The organism is Candidatus Seongchinamella marina (assembly GCF_026262685.1).
Classification (GTDB): domain Bacteria; phylum Pseudomonadota; class Gammaproteobacteria; order Pseudomonadales; family Halieaceae; genus Halioglobus; species Halioglobus marinus.
This window is the reverse complement of the sequence record NZ_SHNP01000010.1, coordinates 25,213-42,187: the sequence shown is the minus strand read 5'-3', so window position 1 is coordinate 42,187 and position 16,975 is coordinate 25,213. Positions and strand designations below refer to the sequence as shown.

The 16,975-nt window shown below is 51.9% G+C and carries 11 protein-coding genes and 3 pseudogenes; 6 read left to right on the top strand and 8 right to left on the bottom strand.

What is annotated here, in order from left to right; translation table 11 throughout:
* The first annotated feature begins 457 nt into the window (after nucleotides 1-457).
* Both EYC87_RS18825 and EYC87_RS18820 read left to right on the top strand, forming a co-directional pair.
* Nucleotides 458-1,495, top strand: a complete 1,038-nt coding sequence (locus EYC87_RS18825) for a DUF1214 domain-containing protein (protein WP_007228900.1) — start codon at nucleotides 458-460, stop codon at nucleotides 1,493-1,495.
* 101 nt (nucleotides 1,496-1,596) lie between these two features.
* A pseudogene (locus tag EYC87_RS18820) lies at nucleotides 1,597-2,028 on the top strand (IS6 family transposase); the annotation flags it as partial.
* Between the two features lie 96 nt (nucleotides 2,029-2,124).
* On the opposite strand, the gene EYC87_RS18815 reads toward EYC87_RS18820, so the two are convergent.
* From EYC87_RS18815 to EYC87_RS18795, 5 genes and pseudogenes are all read right to left on the bottom strand, one after another.
* Nucleotides 2,125-3,267: a phosphatidylinositol-specific phospholipase C1-like protein gene (locus tag EYC87_RS18815; protein WP_279254260.1), complete on the bottom strand. Its 1,143-nt coding sequence runs from the start codon at nucleotides 3,265-3,267 to the stop codon at nucleotides 2,125-2,127.
* Between the two features lie 359 nt (nucleotides 3,268-3,626).
* Complete coding sequence (locus EYC87_RS18810) at nucleotides 3,627-5,519, bottom strand: M3 family oligoendopeptidase (protein ID WP_279254259.1); 1,893 nt, start codon at nucleotides 5,517-5,519, stop codon at nucleotides 3,627-3,629.
* Between the two features lie 140 nt (nucleotides 5,520-5,659).
* Nucleotides 5,660-5,779: pseudogene (locus tag EYC87_RS18805) on the bottom strand (transposase); the annotation flags it as partial.
* A gap of 11 nt (nucleotides 5,780-5,790) precedes the next feature.
* Nucleotides 5,791-6,063 (bottom strand): AMP-binding enzyme, encoded by a 273-nt coding sequence (locus tag EYC87_RS18800; protein ID WP_279254258.1) that lies wholly within the window; start codon nucleotides 6,061-6,063, stop codon nucleotides 5,791-5,793.
* Between the two features lie 30 nt (nucleotides 6,064-6,093).
* Nucleotides 6,094-7,293 (bottom strand): DUF1214 domain-containing protein, encoded by a 1,200-nt coding sequence (locus EYC87_RS18795; protein ID WP_279254257.1) that lies wholly within the window; start codon nucleotides 7,291-7,293, stop codon nucleotides 6,094-6,096.
* 391 nt (nucleotides 7,294-7,684) lie between these two features.
* Here EYC87_RS18795 and EYC87_RS18790 point away from each other — a divergent pair, with 391 nt between their 5' ends.
* From EYC87_RS18790 to EYC87_RS19540, 4 genes and pseudogenes are all read left to right on the top strand, one after another.
* Nucleotides 7,685-10,120, top strand: coding sequence for a TonB-dependent receptor (locus EYC87_RS18790; protein WP_279254256.1), 2,436 nt, complete (start codon nucleotides 7,685-7,687; stop codon nucleotides 10,118-10,120).
* A gap of 531 nt (nucleotides 10,121-10,651) precedes the next feature.
* On the top strand, nucleotides 10,652-11,893 hold the full coding sequence (locus tag EYC87_RS18785; protein WP_279254255.1) for an alpha/beta hydrolase: 1,242 nt from the start codon (nucleotides 10,652-10,654) through the stop codon (nucleotides 11,891-11,893).
* 52 nt (nucleotides 11,894-11,945) lie between these two features.
* A pseudogene (locus EYC87_RS18780) lies at nucleotides 11,946-12,185 on the top strand (IS6 family transposase); the annotation flags it as partial.
* 225 nt (nucleotides 12,186-12,410) lie between these two features.
* A complete protein-coding gene (locus EYC87_RS19540) occupies nucleotides 12,411-12,506 on the top strand; it encodes a Nif11 family protein (RefSeq protein WP_423243988.1) in 96 nt (31 codons plus the stop codon).
* Between the two features lies 1 nt (nucleotide 12,507).
* Here EYC87_RS19540 and EYC87_RS18775 read toward each other — a convergent pair whose 3' ends face one another.
* The 3 genes from EYC87_RS18775 to EYC87_RS18765 form a co-directional block, all read right to left on the bottom strand.
* The gene (locus EYC87_RS18775; RefSeq protein WP_279254254.1) at nucleotides 12,508-13,107 is read right to left on the bottom strand and encodes a TetR/AcrR family transcriptional regulator; all 600 of its coding nucleotides are present in this window, start codon (nucleotides 13,105-13,107) and stop codon (nucleotides 12,508-12,510) included.
* 262 nt (nucleotides 13,108-13,369) lie between these two features.
* Nucleotides 13,370-15,718, bottom strand: a complete 2,349-nt coding sequence (locus EYC87_RS18770) for an arylsulfatase (protein WP_279254253.1) — start codon at nucleotides 15,716-15,718, stop codon at nucleotides 13,370-13,372.
* Nucleotides 15,719-15,846: 128 nt separating this feature from the next.
* The gene (locus EYC87_RS18765) at nucleotides 15,847-16,803 is read right to left on the bottom strand and encodes a SphA family protein (protein ID WP_279254252.1); all 957 of its coding nucleotides are present in this window, start codon (nucleotides 16,801-16,803) and stop codon (nucleotides 15,847-15,849) included.
* Between the last annotated feature and the right edge of the window lie 172 nt (nucleotides 16,804-16,975).

Sequence of the window (16,975 nt, the reverse complement as noted above, 5' to 3'; positions counted from 1 at the left end):
CAGTCAGTAAGTTTTTTATTCTTATAGATCAAATCCTCAAGGAGATACTGGCAATTTAATTTCAGGTTGTCGGACAAGGCTACGAAAATTAGGGTACTTACAAGTTAACTTTCTCCCAAAGCGTTAGCCATCTCGATCAGCCTCCAACGCACTCACCGACTCAAGTAGTTAAGTTGGAGCTCGTGGTGAAGCCCTGGGGCGAGCGCGCTGAAAAATTCGCTGAGACAGATCTTCGGGCGAGAGAAATAAATAGATTAGTTAGCGTTGCATTAGATAAGCAGAACGCTTGGGACCGACGCAATATGAGGAAAACCGCCTTTGAGCGGATTAAGCTAATGAATTGTATCGATGTATCGCGCTAGACAAGGGTTCTGATTCATTGAATCCAGTTTTGCTTATTGACTAACCGCAGTGATCGTTACATCCTTCATCATTAGTAGTAACGAAGGAGAAGCGGATGAAAATTATTGGCCTAGTGTTATTAACGATGTTGCTTGCAAGTACGGCATCTGCCGGCGATACGATGGAAGACTACATACGTGAGTACCCCAACCAAGAGCAAGCCAAAATGATGAATGCTTGGTTGGAGGATAATAACAAGGGGGAGTTTCATTTCACGGGTCTAGTCGACCCAACAGATGCCACTGTTGTTACCCCTCAAGCGACGGTAGACTACGGCTATAACTGGTTTAGCGTCTCAGACGCGCCAGCGATTATTGCCGTCCCCGCTTATGATAAATTTTTCTCGGTGTCTATTTTTGACATGGAGCACAACGTTCCTGCTGTTATTGTTAACCCCAGCAAACCCATTCTGATCAGGAGGCCAGACCAAGATATACCTGACGGAGATTTTACTGTGGTGACACTTGAGACCGATCAGGGCCTTGCACTTACCCGTATGGTCGTTATCGACAATATGCAAGAAGTTCGAGCATTGAGTGCGTCTATTACGATGGAGGGTGGCAGGGGTGACATGACGCGAAATGTTCAGCGTTTTTCGCCTCAAATTGAAGCCTCAGGCTTGGCCATTATTAAGGCTTCCTTGCCCTACCTTAACCCTGACATCGCATTTGGCAATAAATCTGGCGATGTTGGTTATATTACGTCGGCAGGCGCGGTTATGATTGGGCAGTTAGGTACGCCCGCTGACACGGTAAGATATGGGACTATTTTAACCGATGAATTTGGTCAGCCATTTGCCGCCGATGGGACTTACACGTTAACGGTGCCGCCCGGAATCGCCGAAGAGAGCGGCTACTATTCGATTACCGTCTACGGGGCCGACAACAAGCTGCTTATTCCCAATGATCAAAACATCTACGACAGAACCACCTACTCATCAGAGCCTAACGGAGATGGCAGCTACACGGTGACCTTAAGCCCTGATGGCAGCGGCGTAAATGGCATTCCTACCGGAAAGCCCTTCTATGCGATTTTGAGGGCATATGTTCCTGTTTCAGGAACTGATATGACGGTTAAAGTAACGAATGATTAGAGCACTTTAACCGGCAACGATAGGGCAGTGCTGATAGGTGGGCCTGCTTTACGCCGGTATCGCCAAGTTAACCGCTCGAAATTGCTTGAGTCGGCAGATGAATTTACAAACGCTACAGATTTCCACCCGACATTATCTCCTATGCCGTCTGGCTCTACTATAAATTCAACCACAGCCACCGAGATATCGAAGATCTACTCGCAGAACGAGGTATCACGGTCAGTAGAGAATCAATCCGTCTCTGGTGTATCAAGTTTGGCGCCATATATACCCGCCGTTTGAAACGGAAGCACAGTGGCTACGGCGATACCATCTACATCGATGAAGTCTCCGTCAAAAGCAACGGCAAGCAGCATTATCTCCGGAGAGCCTTTGACCAGTATGGTGAAGTGGTTGATGTGTTCCTTCAGGCTAAGCGAGATGGGAATGCTGCCAAGCGGTTCTTCAAGCCGCTATTGCGAAATCATGGCAGTGAAACCAGGAAGATCGTGCTCAGCGCGAGAGCATTTGGAGTGCGTGGAAGGGCGGTTGTTTGATTGCCACAGGATGGACTTACCTCGCCTCAACCACTTAATTCGACAGAACCCACGCCGCCAGGTGCTAAATCGCCTAGCGTAATGCAACCGGGCTCAGAGATCTTCTGAAGCACATTCCGTGGTGGCATTCACCGGGTTACAGCGCGCGATAAATCCGCCAGGGATGGACACCTGGTAATCCGTAAAACGTGGGTCCGGCACCGGATAGTCGGTGCTGACAAGCTGCGCGCCTGATTCAAGTGCCTCTTCGCGGCGCGTGGTATCGCCAGTGCGCGCCTGCACAGTATCTGCATCAGCGCGCGTTCGCACAATATATCCCTGTGCGACCAGCGCCTGAATGGCCTCAAAGTCACTTGGATCGTTACGCTTTGCAAAAGCGGCCTCCGGTGTGCCGGGCGCTGAATCCGTAAACATCACCCTGCCAGCAAGCGCCGGGTGCCCTTCGGTATAGAGGTCACGGATGGCACCACCGTTATCGAGCGCCAACATTATCCGGCCACGCACCGCTTCCAGTAGCGGCCAGCCCTCGTTCAGGATGACTGCTTCCAGCGACTGAGCGTCCCCGCGAACGAAGTCCGGCGTTATCAGCCGATCCTCGGGGAAGATCGCACGGATCTCCTCATCGATACCGTCCAAGGCAGCGGCGTCAAACGGTAGAGGGATAACAAAACCGATACCTGGATCCTCAATAACAGCATCCTTGGCTTCCACTAACACCGTAATGGGAAGATGCCCGGGATTTGCATCTGACCACTGCTTCACTTCCATCAGGCAGGACTTGAAGGTGTAACAGGTAGTCTCATAATCGACCTCCTGCACGTGCAGAACCTTGAGGCCGGGCTCATCCAGCTCAGGGATACCCGAGGCAACATCTTCGCCGATGAGTGTGAGCGCGTTGTGGTTGGCATACAGGCCACCTTCGGGGTCGTGAAAAACATCCAGCTCGATTTGGCGGATGCCTTGAGCCCCAAACTGCTCCTGCAGGGGAACGTGCTCGTAGTCGAGAGTGAGCGCAAGTTCTGCATCGAAATTGGCAAGCAGGGCGAAAAGATCATCGCGCAGACGCAGGTGGTAGCTATTATGCGTACCTAGGTACTGCACTTCGTTCATGCGTACGGGACTTGTGTCTGTGGAGACGCGATCTCTACTATCACTGCAGGCAGCAAGGCTAAACAGCACGGCTACTGCGAACGCTAGTCGGGCGCCTCGGGTGACTGACGAGGTTGCTAAGGGCATACCAAATTCCTGCGGAAAAAATTGTAGTGTCATATACTACTGCCAAGTTAACTCGGCCAAATTGATAGAATCGGCGCATGAATACATATAAGCGACATCGGATCCCTACAGACATGATCAGCCGAGAAGCGATCCGACACCCACCGACTATAGACTACCGATCCTTCTCATAAAGGCGGCAGGTGCAGTCTCTATAAGTCCATGAATTTATGCGAAATGGTCCGCCTGGGCCGATTCGAATCGGAATGCCGCCCAGACCGATCTGCCGCTTAGGAGTTGAGGAACAGGGCAGTTGTTTAAATGGTCGCCCTTGATCATCATCGATTCAGAAAGTGAACTTGTCAGAACCTACCTGCTCCCTACAAGGCAAACTCCGTCTCCAGTTGCCCTTGTAGCATCCCAAACCGATCCATCACCGCCCGGATAACCGCAGGGTCTGTCATATCCACACCGCCCGCCTTGAGCACATCCAGCGGATACTGGCTGCCGCCCATCTTAAGCATGTTGATGTAGTCTTGCGCGGCACTTTTGTCGCCACTGCGGAAACGGGCCGCCAGGGCCTCACCGGCTGCGAAGCTAGTGGCGTATTTCCACACATAAAAGTTTCGAAAAAAGTGCGGTATGCGCGCCCAGCCACCCGCGCTGAGTTCGTGTGGTTCAACAGTGTCGCCGGCGTAAAGCTTGTTCAGGTCTGCGTACACCTCGCCCATGGAATCTGCTGTGAGTGCGTCACCCGCCTCGGCCATGGCGTGCACCCTGGCCTCCCATTCGTGGAAGAAAATCTGGGTTACGAAAGTGCCGCGAATACTCTGCAGGGCATGATCGATTAGCTGCTTGCGCTGCTCAGGGTCTTTGGTGCGGTTCAACATCCACTCGCCGAACAACGATTGACTCGCCACAGAACCCACTTCGGCAAGGAATATGTCTGTGCCTGCGTCGTGGTAGCTCTGGTTGCGGCCCGCCAGGACGCCATGAACTGAGTGCCCCATCTCGTGGACCAAGGTAGAGACATCATCAAACTTGCCACCCCAATTCAGCAGCAGATAATAGGGCGCACGATAAGTACCCCAGGAATAGGCTCCGCCGCGCTTACCTTCATTGCTGTAGACATCCACCCAGCGGTTGTCCAAAGCCTCTTGGGCAATATCGGCGAATTCATCCCCGAAGGTTTCCCGCCAAAAGTCCATTGCCAGCGCCCAGGCTTCCTCAAAGGTATAAGTTTTCCCGCCATCGGGCAGCAGTGACACCTGACCGTCCCAGGGCTGGTATTCCTCCAGGCCCAGTACCCGGCGACGCATATCGTTATAGCCCTGTACCTTGTCTATGTTGTCATGCACCGAGCCAATCAGGGTCTCCATAACCTCGGGCGGCACATTGGTGCTGGACAGTGCTGCTTCCACTGCCGAGGGATAGCCGTATACCCGCGCCAACCAAACATCTCGTTGTATTTTTGAGCCCATGGTCGCCGCATAGGTGTTTCTATATTGGCCCACAGTTTCCATGTGCGCCTCCCAGGCGCGCTTGCGGGTGGGACGGTCGGTACTGCCACGCAGGCGACCGAACTGTCCGGGTGAGACTACGGCATCTTCGCCATTTTCATCTTTAACAGTAGGCCACTGGATATCGCCAGCGTTTAGCCCTTCGTAGGCGTTTACATGGCCCGCGCCAGGCAGGGAGGAACCGGCAACCACCTTTTCTACTTCGGCGGAACGTGAGTGTGCCTTCAGGCGCCAGATATTATCCAGGTAGTGTAGATAGGGCTGCAGCTCCTTTGCTTTGCGGAACTTGGCCACTTTCTTATCGGGCAGTGCAGCGATTTCCGGTTCGATGAAAGAGAGTGCCGCTGAAATTTTCGTAGTCATGGCGATGATCCGGCCCGACTGATCAGCGCCCAACTTATCCTCACGATTCAAGTGCATTTTCTGGTGCCCATTAATGTAGAGAGGGCCGATTACTTTATCCAGTGCGAACATCGCCTCCAGGGCTGCGGCGAGTGTTTTGGGCGATTCGCCCACCTTGCCGCGATATTTTTCTGCGGCTGGCAGCATGGCATCCAGTTTGGCGAAGGACTTGTCCCAACTCTCGGCATCAGAAAAATACAGGCCGAGATCCCAAGTGTATTGCCGTGGGATATCAGCGCGGTCTTCGAAATAGAGCACCTCTTCAGCTGAGCCAGCGAGCGATGCCAACGGCAGAGCGATTGCGAGGATAGCGCTAGACAGAAAGCGAGGAGAGAAAACAGATGTGTTCATTGAGTAGCCTCTAAGAGAATATTTATAGGCTCAGTTTAGCAGCACCGCGTCATTTATCCGAGGCCAGCGCTTCAGCTATATATTTTTTCACTAGCCCATCGAGAATTTACAGGGGCTTCCTGTTCCTTCTCTCGAGCATGTGCCAGGACGCCGTGGTAGCGGGTGAGACTGACCCTCGGCTTCGGTATCAGAGCAGCCAACCGCGCAATGAAATCTACAGGGTCGAAGGTTACCTGGGTCGTTCCATACCGGTAGGGCGTTTACAAAGTTGTTACAGCAACTTTTTCAATTCAGGCTTGGTCACTTTCCCCATGGCGTTGCGAGGCAGCGTATCGACGATCTTTATCGCCTGCGGTATTTTATAGGAAGACATTTTGCCATCGCACCAGGATTTAAGATCAGAGTATTCCAAAGTCGCACCGCCCTTTAGGCCAATGAAATCCATGACAGATTCTCCCCAAGTCTCATCTTTGACTCCGATAACAGCGTACTCTGCTACGGCTTCATGAGTAAGCCAGGTGCCTTCAATCTCAAGCGCAGACAATTTATAGCCTCCCGATTTGATTTGGTACCATCAAAGTGCTGAATTCTTCACCACCTCCGTCACTGGCATCGGTACGTTCCCCGTCTTACTATCAAGCCATCGAAACGTCATGAAACCAAAATTATGCCCACTGGTATCCAACCAGTTTGGGTGACCAGGGTCCTTGTGGCTTACGACAAACTGTACCGATCCATCGTCATTGTACTTTACGTCCTCTTTCGTTAAAGAGGTGGAGCGATGCAAATAATCCGGGGTTTCATGCCAACGGGTTTCAAGCGCAAGATTCCAATAACGACTATTGGGTGGCTGAACATCGATCACAAGCACCTCATCGTCTTCAAGTTGATAGCTGCCAATCATGTAGAGGTTGTCTTCGCTGCTGATGGCCCCACCAAGGTTTTCAGATGTGGCCCGAATAAAACCGTTATGCTGTTCCAGCAATTCCGGCAAGATGTATTGATGCAGCGTACTTAGTTTCAAAAACGCATAAGTTGTACCGATAATGGCGTTCGCAATTTCTTCATCGGTGGGCGGCTGAAACGCCGGATGGTCACCCACTATTTCAATATTGAGTTCAGGTAGCACCTGAGTTTTTCGATCACCTATGTACTGGCGAACTAAAATGCCCGAGGCATCTTCTGGGATTTCTACCCAGTCCCCTGGCTGATCCGGTTTCTGCTTAGTTAGCCACAGAGTAAAGTTGCCCTCTTCATCGGGGTTTAGCATTAGGTCGTTGACATAAGCGACTTGACGGCGTGGGTTCATTCCTTCTCCCGCAGTAATAGTAAAGCCGATATAGCTAACACTCCCTCTGGTACCGGTAATTTTATAGTCGTAGCGGCCATCAATGGCGACGCGTTCATACTCCGCGTCCGGGTTGTCACCGCCAACCTTTCTCACCAGTGTATCCATACGCTGAAAGTGCGGTAATTTCGCATTGGCATCACCAACCACCTCGGCACTCATGGCTGCTACTCGTAATAACCAGCGCATACCCTCAATAGCTTCCTGTTCGGTACGAGCATCTGCCAATACCATCTTGCGGCCTTGAGTTAGCATGGACTCAAAGTCGACAAGAGCCTGGTGAGATTTCAAACGACTGTAACTCTGGTTACTGCCCTGACCGAATGACATTATGGTGGCGATTAAACCGGCACCACGCGGCATCTTAAAGCCGATACCGATGCCGACAGCCAGCAATACCAGCGATAGCAATATTTTTTTCAGCATGATTCACTCTTTATTTATTATATGATTTGCGGCTTGTACATATTCGGTGCAGTCCAAGCGCGCTTCTAACACTGAAGCATATAGACGGTTCTGACAAATTAAAATCAGAAGAAGAAAAGCTCCACGGTCTCGCTTCAGGCAACTGCCCTTTGCCATTCTACAAACGCATCTTCCCTGAGTCTCCTCTAGCATTTAGCCTTAGTCAGGTGCCTTCCCAGATTGAACAACTAGCCGAGCCTTAATCCTCATTAATTGAAGCCTTGTATGCATGCTGTAATCTCTTGTATCTTATACTAATGGCACGCGAATCAAGGACGAGCCGTCGTGCGCACCTATAGATATAAAAAAAGGTTTACAAATGTGCCGACTGAAATCGCTGAAAAAGCTTGTAATGAGTGCGGCAATTGCGTCGTTACTTGGTTCGGTTTACATCCCTTTGGCTACTGCCGAGGGCTTCGCTTTAGAAGAGGTAATCGTCACCGCCCGTAAACGGGAGGAGAGCCTGCAGGAAACACCAGTAGCCGTTACGGCCCTGGATAGCGAGGCTTTGCGCGATGCCGGTGTTCGAAACCTCGCGGACCTGAATCAGGTGGTTCCCAATATCGAAGTGTCATCTGGCAACGGTAACTCGGGCGTCGCTAGTATCTATATTCGTGGCGTAGGACAACGCAATTCGGGCGCCAATATCGATTCTGGTGTAGGTATCTATATCGACGGGATTTACGCTGGTCGCCCGGACGGAGCCCTGCTGGATCTCAATGACATTCAGTCTGTGCAGGTACTTCGCGGCCCACAAGGCACTTTGTTTGGTAAAAACACCACCGGTGGTGCGCTGGTGTTTAGCAGCAACAAACCGGTAGAGGAATTCGAAGGCTCTGTCGGTGTGCGTGTCGGCAACTACGATCGCCTTGACGGTGAATTTGTTTTCAACGTCCCAATTACTGACCAACTTTTTACCCGCGTATCCGGTGTCGCTGTCTCGCGCGATGGCTATATCGATAATATCTATGACGGTGAGTCATACAACGAAGAAGACCGGCAGAGCCTGATTTGGCAGACCCGCTGGCTGGCCACCGATGACTTGGTATTGGATCTAAATGTAAACTGGGCTGAAACTGACCAAACGGCCCGACCAATGAAATGTGTACCGGTACCGGAACTCACCGGCTGGCAATCAACGCTCTTTGATAGCCTGGCGTTAGTACCGGCAACAGGACAGACCTACGATGATTTTTGTCAGGAATCAGCCGATGCGGGGGGAGGTGACCCAAGAAAACTGATATCCGACCTGGGAGGTACTTACAAGGCCAAAAATCAGGGGGCTTCGCTCACCGCGGAGTGGGATATCAGTGATAATCTCAGCCTGAAAAGCATCACTGGCTGGCGTTACACGGAGGGGTCACAGGACGATGAACTGGACCATACTGGCACCCCCTTTTTGCACCGCACCAACCACGTCCATCCTTTTAGTGCGCCCGCCGAGACTGACCAATATAGCCAGGAATTCCAGTTGACGGGCAGCGCGTTTGACGACCGCTTGCAGTATGTCGCTGGTGTTTTCTGGTTTAGTGAGGAAACGACCGGACGAAAAACTGTCAGCTACATTGGCCCCTATGATCCTGCAATATCGGGCTTGTTTTTCGTGAATTCTACGGCGACTCAATGGGACGCAAAAAATGAAGCGGTTGCGGTTTTTTCACAGGTTGAATGGGAGTTCAACGATAGCTGGCGCCTTACTGCGGGCTTGCGCTACACCGATGAGGACAGAGAAGTAGAGCGCACCCGTTACAACATCGACCCCGAAACACTGGATGCCAATGGCGGGTCAGTAATAAGTGTGGGCGGCGGACTGTTTTCGGTTGAGCGCCCCAGCTTTGAATACAATCCCAACTTCGGCTTTGACTTTAACGACTACACAAGGGGTAAAGTGTCCAATGATGATATCTCGCCCATGGCCAGCCTGCAGTATCTGATAGAGGGTGGTGGATGGATAGATTCCGGCAGTACTTACCTTACCTATAGCCAGGGCTTCCTGTCGGGGGGCTTGTCCGAGGGACCCACTGGCGATTTGGAAGAATATAAACCAGAGGAGGTTGAAAGTGTGGAGTTGGGATTCAAACTGGATCTTCTCGATCGTCGCTTGCGTGTCAACGGCGCGATTTTTAATGCCGATTACACCAACCGACAGTTGACCACGATCGTCATCGATCCCAATACCCAGCGACCCAGTGGTGCCACCATCAACGCTAAAGAAACAGTCATACGCGGAATTGAACTGGAAACTACCTGGCTGGCGACCGAAAACCTGATGTTCAACTTCAACATCACGGTGAATGATGGTGATATCAAGGAGTTCAACGATACCCAATTGACGCTGGCTGACCCAGGCAGTGAGTTAGCGCCGGGTTGTGAGCGGAGTAACCTGACTTTGGTACAGGTGGATTCCTGCCCCAAGGATCGTTCCGACGAGAATCTACCGCGATTGCCAGAAGAGACCTATATGCTGGCGGCCCAGTACACTCTGGATACCAGCTTCGGTCTGTTTATCCCGCGGTTACAGGGCAGCTGGAAGTTCGATATTGAATATTGCTTTGAAGCCAGTAGTTGTGAACATGGCGGATGGCTGGAAGACGAGCAGTTTGAGCTCAGCGGCAGGGTAACCTGGATATCCCGCAGTGAACGCTGGGTTGGCGCCATTTACGGTACTAACCTGACCGACGAGGATTACATTGTCGGCGGCACCGCCCTGACCGATGCGACAGGTGTCGGAAGCCACGCTTACAACCCACCTCGAATGTACGGGGCGGAGATTAAATACCACTTCTAGTAGGTCGCAGGTAGCGTAGCCTGCCCGGCAGGCTACTAACTGCATTTTAGGGGTATTGCCAACTTAACTACCCGAAATTGCTAAAAGGAAACCACTGAGGAATTAATTGGTATAGAGTTGTTCGTGCCAGGTTTCGAAGGTGAGCGAAAAAGATCTACAAGACCTGCAATGCACGTGCTAACCGCAGGCACTGCCCGAGTCTGTATACACGATCTCAGGTTCCGCGATTACTTTCTGGACGCCCAGTTACTTGCAACATCCCATTTATAATTCTTACACTTTGGGTTGTCCCGTCCCGGTAGGGATATAGCAATTCGCCACCTGCAGGTTGTGACTCGCTTATCGTTTTGGCCGAAATGACAATATCTTAGGATTTCCGGACAATGACTTCGCTTAAGTCATGTGGGAAGTTAAATGCACACTAACATGCGGGCGCTATGACGGGCATTGGTAGGTGTTATCAACAGACACTCGACCACCCGCATAAGCATGCAAAAAATTACAATTACAGAATTTAGCGAGAGGTAATATATGAATCGCAGCTTACCAGCCTTAATGATTTCAGCAGTATTGTTGGTGGCCTGCGGGCCGGGTAGCGAAACGCTGCGAGCTCTATTGGACAGCGGGCGAGCAAGCGCTGGCGTTGATCCTGCCATCGATTCTCCCTATCTGGACACAGGGGCGTGGGTTGAGTCCGTTTATGCCTGCCAAAGAGCCAATGGTATTGAGCAACCAGCCCCCACATTCGACCGTGAGACTTATTCGGAGCTGACTTACCTGACGGGGACATCAGCACTGACGGACGATGAGGCGGCGGCTCAGGCCCTCATCAATAGTCTCCCATTCTCGGCACGCGCCGCATCGCTGCAGGCAAAATGGGACCGCAAAGGCCTCGCGACTTATCGTTGCCCCGACGACGGCTTGTTGTACGGGACTGTTGTTCTCAGTGACTTCATTGCGGCGCCTTCCGGTCGTTACATCGAGACAGTTTTTAGTGAACAGGATATCGTCATACATGACGGTATCCGTTACGGCACCGCGCCTTTGCTGTGCGACAGAAGTAACGATCTGCTCATGGATATTTATGAACCCGCCGGCGATACACTGGTATCACGGCCGACGATGGTGGTGATTCATGGGGGCGGATTCAGATCGGGTAACCGCAAGAAAAACGCTGATAAAGCCCTGTCATATGCTCTCCGCGGCTACGTAGCGGTGGCCATCGAATACCGCACCTGTCCGGGTGAATTCGAGAGCGATGAGGCACAGTTTGAAACCGCCGCCAACGCCATTGACGATGGTATAGAAGCGATCAGGTTCCTGCATGCCAATGCCGCCACCTACGGTATCGACACCACACGTATCGGCGCGGTAGGCACCTCCGCGGGTGGGTTTATTGCCTTAGGGGCCGCCCTGATCGACGATCAGACACCGGGCGGTCCGCTCGAGGCCTACCCCTACCAGCCGGCGGCAGTTATGAGCACGGGCGCTAACCTGACAGCTGCTCTAGAATCACCTGGCTTTAGGGCGTCTATATCGCCGGTGATGATGTTTCGCTACGAATTCGATACCGTTGCCGGCCCCGAAGACGAGTCCTACGAATGGCCTTACTCGTACCGCACCTGTCTTGAAATCCATGCCAAGGACGCCACCTGCGACTTTTTCCGGCTCGATGGCCCGGGCCACGTCAGTGGCATTGGCGCAGCCGGTGCTTATGCCAAATGGTACCTGCCCTGGTTCTATGAAAAGATGGATTTAGCGAACGCAAATTAGGGTACTGTCAGGTAATGCCAAGTTAACGAGCAGAAATTGCTGAACTCGGCGCATGAACACTTATAAACGCCACCGATTCCCGCCCGATATCATTTCCTACGCTGTCTGGCTTTACTATAGGTTCAACCTAAGCCACCGAGACATAGAAGATCTACTTGCTCAGCGAGGCATCACAGTCAGCCGTGAAGCCATCCGCCTATGGTGCATAAAATTTGGTGCCATCTACACACGCCGACTGAAGCGAAAGCACCGTGGTTTCAGCGTCGTGCCTTTTGCTCAAGAAACCTTCTTAGACGATATATGACCTTGCCAGCCTTCTTCCTTGAGCAGCATAATTCGTCACATTCCGTGTAATTGTTAGTAGTCGAAGAGACTCACTTGAGGCGGAGCTCGAGGTTCTGGTAGCTGATTTGCTGAGGCTGGTGCCGAGAATTTGGCATTCAGGTAATCAAGGATTTTCTTAATGACCAGAGACTCGGCGATATAATCATCGTTCAGTCCAATAATCAGGAGGTAGATGATGTCAATTGAGAATGCGAAGGCGTTAATCAAGAAAGCAAAAAAGGATAAAGAACTCGCTGAGAAACTTGAGGCCGCTGGCAGACTTCAGTGAGTTAAGTTGCCAAAACCCTCTCAAGATAAAGAAGGACTGCAGCGGTGGCCTCCCTGTGATACATCGGCGTGATTTTTCCGTGTTCGAAAAATGACTTTCGCCAAACAGCATCTGCAATATCGACGGCAATTTCGCAGCACTTACCGACCTTGGGGGCTTTGGATACGTTTGCACGCTCAACGAGAAGCGCATGCACATCCCTGCCGATAGTTTTATTCAAACTGACAACTTTCGAAATTGACCTGGGTGATAAAGCCAGGATCATCTCTACAGGGTTATTATTGTAGAAGTCTCGTGATTTACTCAAAGCTTCAGTCATCAACTGGCGCCAATCGGAAGACTGTGCCAGCTCAGTCACGTGGGCCATCATTTTTTCAACGCCACGAGCGTAGAGCGCATCAGTAAGTGCCTCTACAGAGTCAAAAAAGTGATAAAGAGAAACCCGAGGAACCTCGGCTCTGTCGGCAATCGCCATCAGCGTAAGCGGCTCTGGCGATTGGTTCTCAATAATAAGAGATTCGGCGCTCTCCGTGATCCGGTTATAACGCTCGATGCCCGGCTTTCTGGCGGGTGTTCGGCTCGCTCTAGTTTTGGCAACCACTTCTCATTTCCTACGTCTGCCTCGAGGGGCTTGGGCATAGTGTCGACTAAACATCAGCTGTAACCACCAAAAGCCCGGCTCAAGTGGAGTATTGTAACTCATCACGGGTTCAGCACACTCGCGGATCTGGCAAGCCAGTGCTGCTAGTCTGTAACCTGGTTGAGAGGACAGTCACGCTGGTTCATCCCTACACACAGCTAGGTCAAAACATCAGGGACGCGGCTTTCATCCACGCCCCTGATAACGACAGCGGTTGATGCCCTCACTCAATCTCCAGCACTACCTTGTTAATGGTCCCGCTAAACCTGGTTGCCACAGGCCCTACGCCAATATCATCGGCAACCGGTGTCTGGTTATCAAGACCCACATCCGCTGTCTCGTCAGCGGAGAAGATCAGGGGCTGTGTGCGGCCAATTCTGCCAGACGCCACCTTTTTGCCGTTCACAGAAATGGTTGCGTCACCGCCTTTGCCCAAGCCGCCACCGTCGTAGTCGAAGTCCATGACAATGGTTGCCGGGCCTGGAGGGATCGGCTTCTTCGCCGCAACCGTGAATCGCTCAAGGCCGAGGAAGTTGTAGGTGTAAATCGGTCGGCCATCTTTCATGTAAAGCGACCAGCCACCAAAGCGGCCACCCTGAGTCAGGATCACGCCCGTCGTACCTTTGTCGACTTCTACTTCTGCGGTAATGCTCTTCGACTTGTTCTTGGAGTTCATGAACACATTCTCCAACATGCCATTCATACCGTCGTACAGCGTGAGTGACTTACGGTCGCCCATCAAATCAGGGCGTCCTGCGATAGCTGGATTCATACGTTCTACGGTACGATCGTCGATCGGCAGCACGTTGTATTTTTCAGCTTCCTCCATGAAGAGCGCTTCCATCGCCGCCACACGCTCAGGGTACTGATTCGCTAGGTTATTCACCAAGCTGAAGTCTTCCTTCGCGTTGTAAAGCTCCCAAACGTCATCCTCAAGCGGCTTCTGTTGACCCGTCTGCCACGGTGCGCGGTGCAACACGCGGGCAAACCAACCATCTTGATACAACGCTCGGTTACCGAACATCTCAAAGTACTGAAGTGTGTGCTGCTCAGGGGCATCAGCATCATTCAAGCTATACATGAGGCTGGTACCTGCCATGGGTTCCTGAACCGTTCCATTGACGCTTTTGGGCTCCGGCAGGTTGGCAGCCTCAAGAATGGTTGGCGCAATATCGATCACATGAGAAAACTGGCTACGAATCTCACCCTGACTGTCGATACCCTCAGGCCAGTGAACGATCATGCCGTTGCGGGTGCCGCCAAAGTCGGAAGCAACCTGCTTGGTCCACTTAAACGGTGCATCAAAGGCCACCGCCCATCCTGCTGACATATGCGGAAAAGTATATTCGCCGCCCCACTCGTCAAGACGCGGCAAAAGATCTTCGACCTTTTCCTCCACCTGGTTGAAGTAGGTCATCTCGTTATACATGCCGATGAAACCACCTTCTGCACTGGTGCCGTTATCACCCGCAATGTAAATGATGATGGTATTGTCCAGCTCGCCAATCGCCTCTACCGCATCAACCAGTCGGCCGATATTCACGTCTGTGTGTTCCATGAATCCGGCAAAGACCTCGGCCTGACGCGCAAAGAGCTTACGATGATCTTCAGGTAGATCTTCCCAAGCACTCAAATCTTCTGGGCGACCGGCCAGCTGAGTCGCTTCAGGAATTATGCCCATCTCTTTTTGCTTGGCTACGGTCTCAGTGCGGACCTGATCCCAGCCCTTATCGAACTGACCTTTGTACTTGTCGGCCCACTCTTTGGGCACATGGTGCGGCGCGTGCACTGCACCCGTCGCAAAGTACATATAGAAGGGCTTGTCGGGCGTCATAGACTGCTGCGCCTTCATCCAGCCAATCGCCTGATCCGTCATGTCGTCGGTAAAGTGATAACCCTCGACGTGGGGCGGATTAACGCGGGTCACACCATCGTAAACCAGCGGGTACCACTGATCGGTCTCACCCCCAATAAAGCCATAAAACTTGTCGAAACCTGAATGCGTCGGCCAACGGTCAAACGGACCGGAGACACTGGTTTCCCACGCGGCAGTCTCGTGCCACTTACCAAAGGCGCCCGTGCTGTAACCATTGAGGCGCATCATTTCGGCCACCGGCGCAACTCGGTTAGGAATTTTTCCGGTGTTCCCCGGAAACCCTGTCGCGCTCTCCATGATGGAGCCGGTATTGGTCTGGTGATGGTTCCGACCGGTCTTCAGCGCGTTCCGTGTTGGTGAGCAGAGCGCCGTCGTGTGAAAGTTGTTATAGCGCAAGCCGCCCGCAGCCAAGCGATCCATCGTCGGTGTATTAATGGGACCACCAAATGGGGTGGTCGCACCAAAGCCGACGTCATCAATTAACACAATAATGACATTCGGTGCACCCTCTGGCGCCTCGACGTTGAACAATGGCGGCGCCTCGACACTGCGAACGTCGAGCTCCTTAAACTTGGGCGGATCAGGTTCTGCGATCGGCAGATGTGTTCTATCAACCTCATTCGATTGGCTGAACATCGAGAAACTGATCAGAGGCAAAAACCCCAGCGTAGCTCGAACTATATTTCCAAATTTCATGTCATTCTCCTGACTTAATTGCTACCAAGTTACTGTTGTGCTGCTTTTGTTTACTGATAATTCTCGTGCCGTTGTCTTAACTGAATTGTCCCAAGGCTGTGCGTGTAAATGTTTCATGTCTGTCATCACTAAAACATTGGTAAAGGGGTAAAGGTTAAATTGAGAGAAAGCCAGTCACCTTCAAAACGCGTTTTTGCATCCATCTCTTTCATATACTTTAACGAAAGATTAAGTCTTGGCGTGAGCCAATAGGCGACCTGTGCACCCAGCGCGTGTACCTCCCCTTTGGCATTAGGGTCCAGATCCAGGAGCCCTGCCGGGCGTGAATCTCTCCCGACCTGCCACTGACTGAATCCGGCAATACCCACTTCAAGTCGATCGGTCAGATATTGGCTGAAACCGTACTCTAACGTGAGGTGATCTCCCGGCGTGACGTCGGTGCCATCTTTTTCGCTGTGTGTTTCATAAGTGGCAGTAAGCATAAACGCAGATGCCTGAGTTTCATCCAGATAGAGATAGCTGGATAGCTGTACCTGCCCGGTATAAAAGCCTAACCCGACGTTGTCATTGTCGCCAGCGTCATACCTTCCTGTTGGTAGGTATACCCCGGTACCAAGGGCGATATCGTAATGCGTATCGCGCCATCCCAGCCATAATGGCTGAATCAGGGTATCGCCAAGGCCACTGGCATCGGTATCGGCTCTGAAACTGTTCTCCAGGCCGTCAAGTTTAGCGGCGAGCGAAGTTGTGCTAGCCGAGGGTGCTATGTAGAACGCATAGTTTGCGCCCAGCACGTTGATGTCGGTTGACCAAACAAACACCGGCGTCACTGCCAGTAAATCGACTTTAGTATCTAGCGGAATTCCAAGGGGTCCGGGGAGTGTCTTGACGTTATCGCCGCGGACGTCTCTGTAAGTGTCGGCTTCGTAGTACGTGTTGTACTGCACGAAATACAAGCCGGGCTGAGCCGGAACAGCCAAGTCCCTTATGTTAGCGACCCCGGGTGCGTAATGGCCCATCTCTCTCGCCTGGACATTGCCAGCCAGCATAAACGCGCTTAGGAGATAAAGTGCAACAATACGCACAAAACTACGCCTCTGATTAGAACCCACAGGATTGTGTGTTGCTTGATCCCGCTGTTTGCTGAAATCGCCAACTGCACACGCGTCTTGAGATGGGGTAAGAGCTACGACCCTAACTCATATTAGCAAACTAATGTTTGTTAAGGATGCAAGTTTGATGCCACACAATTCCACA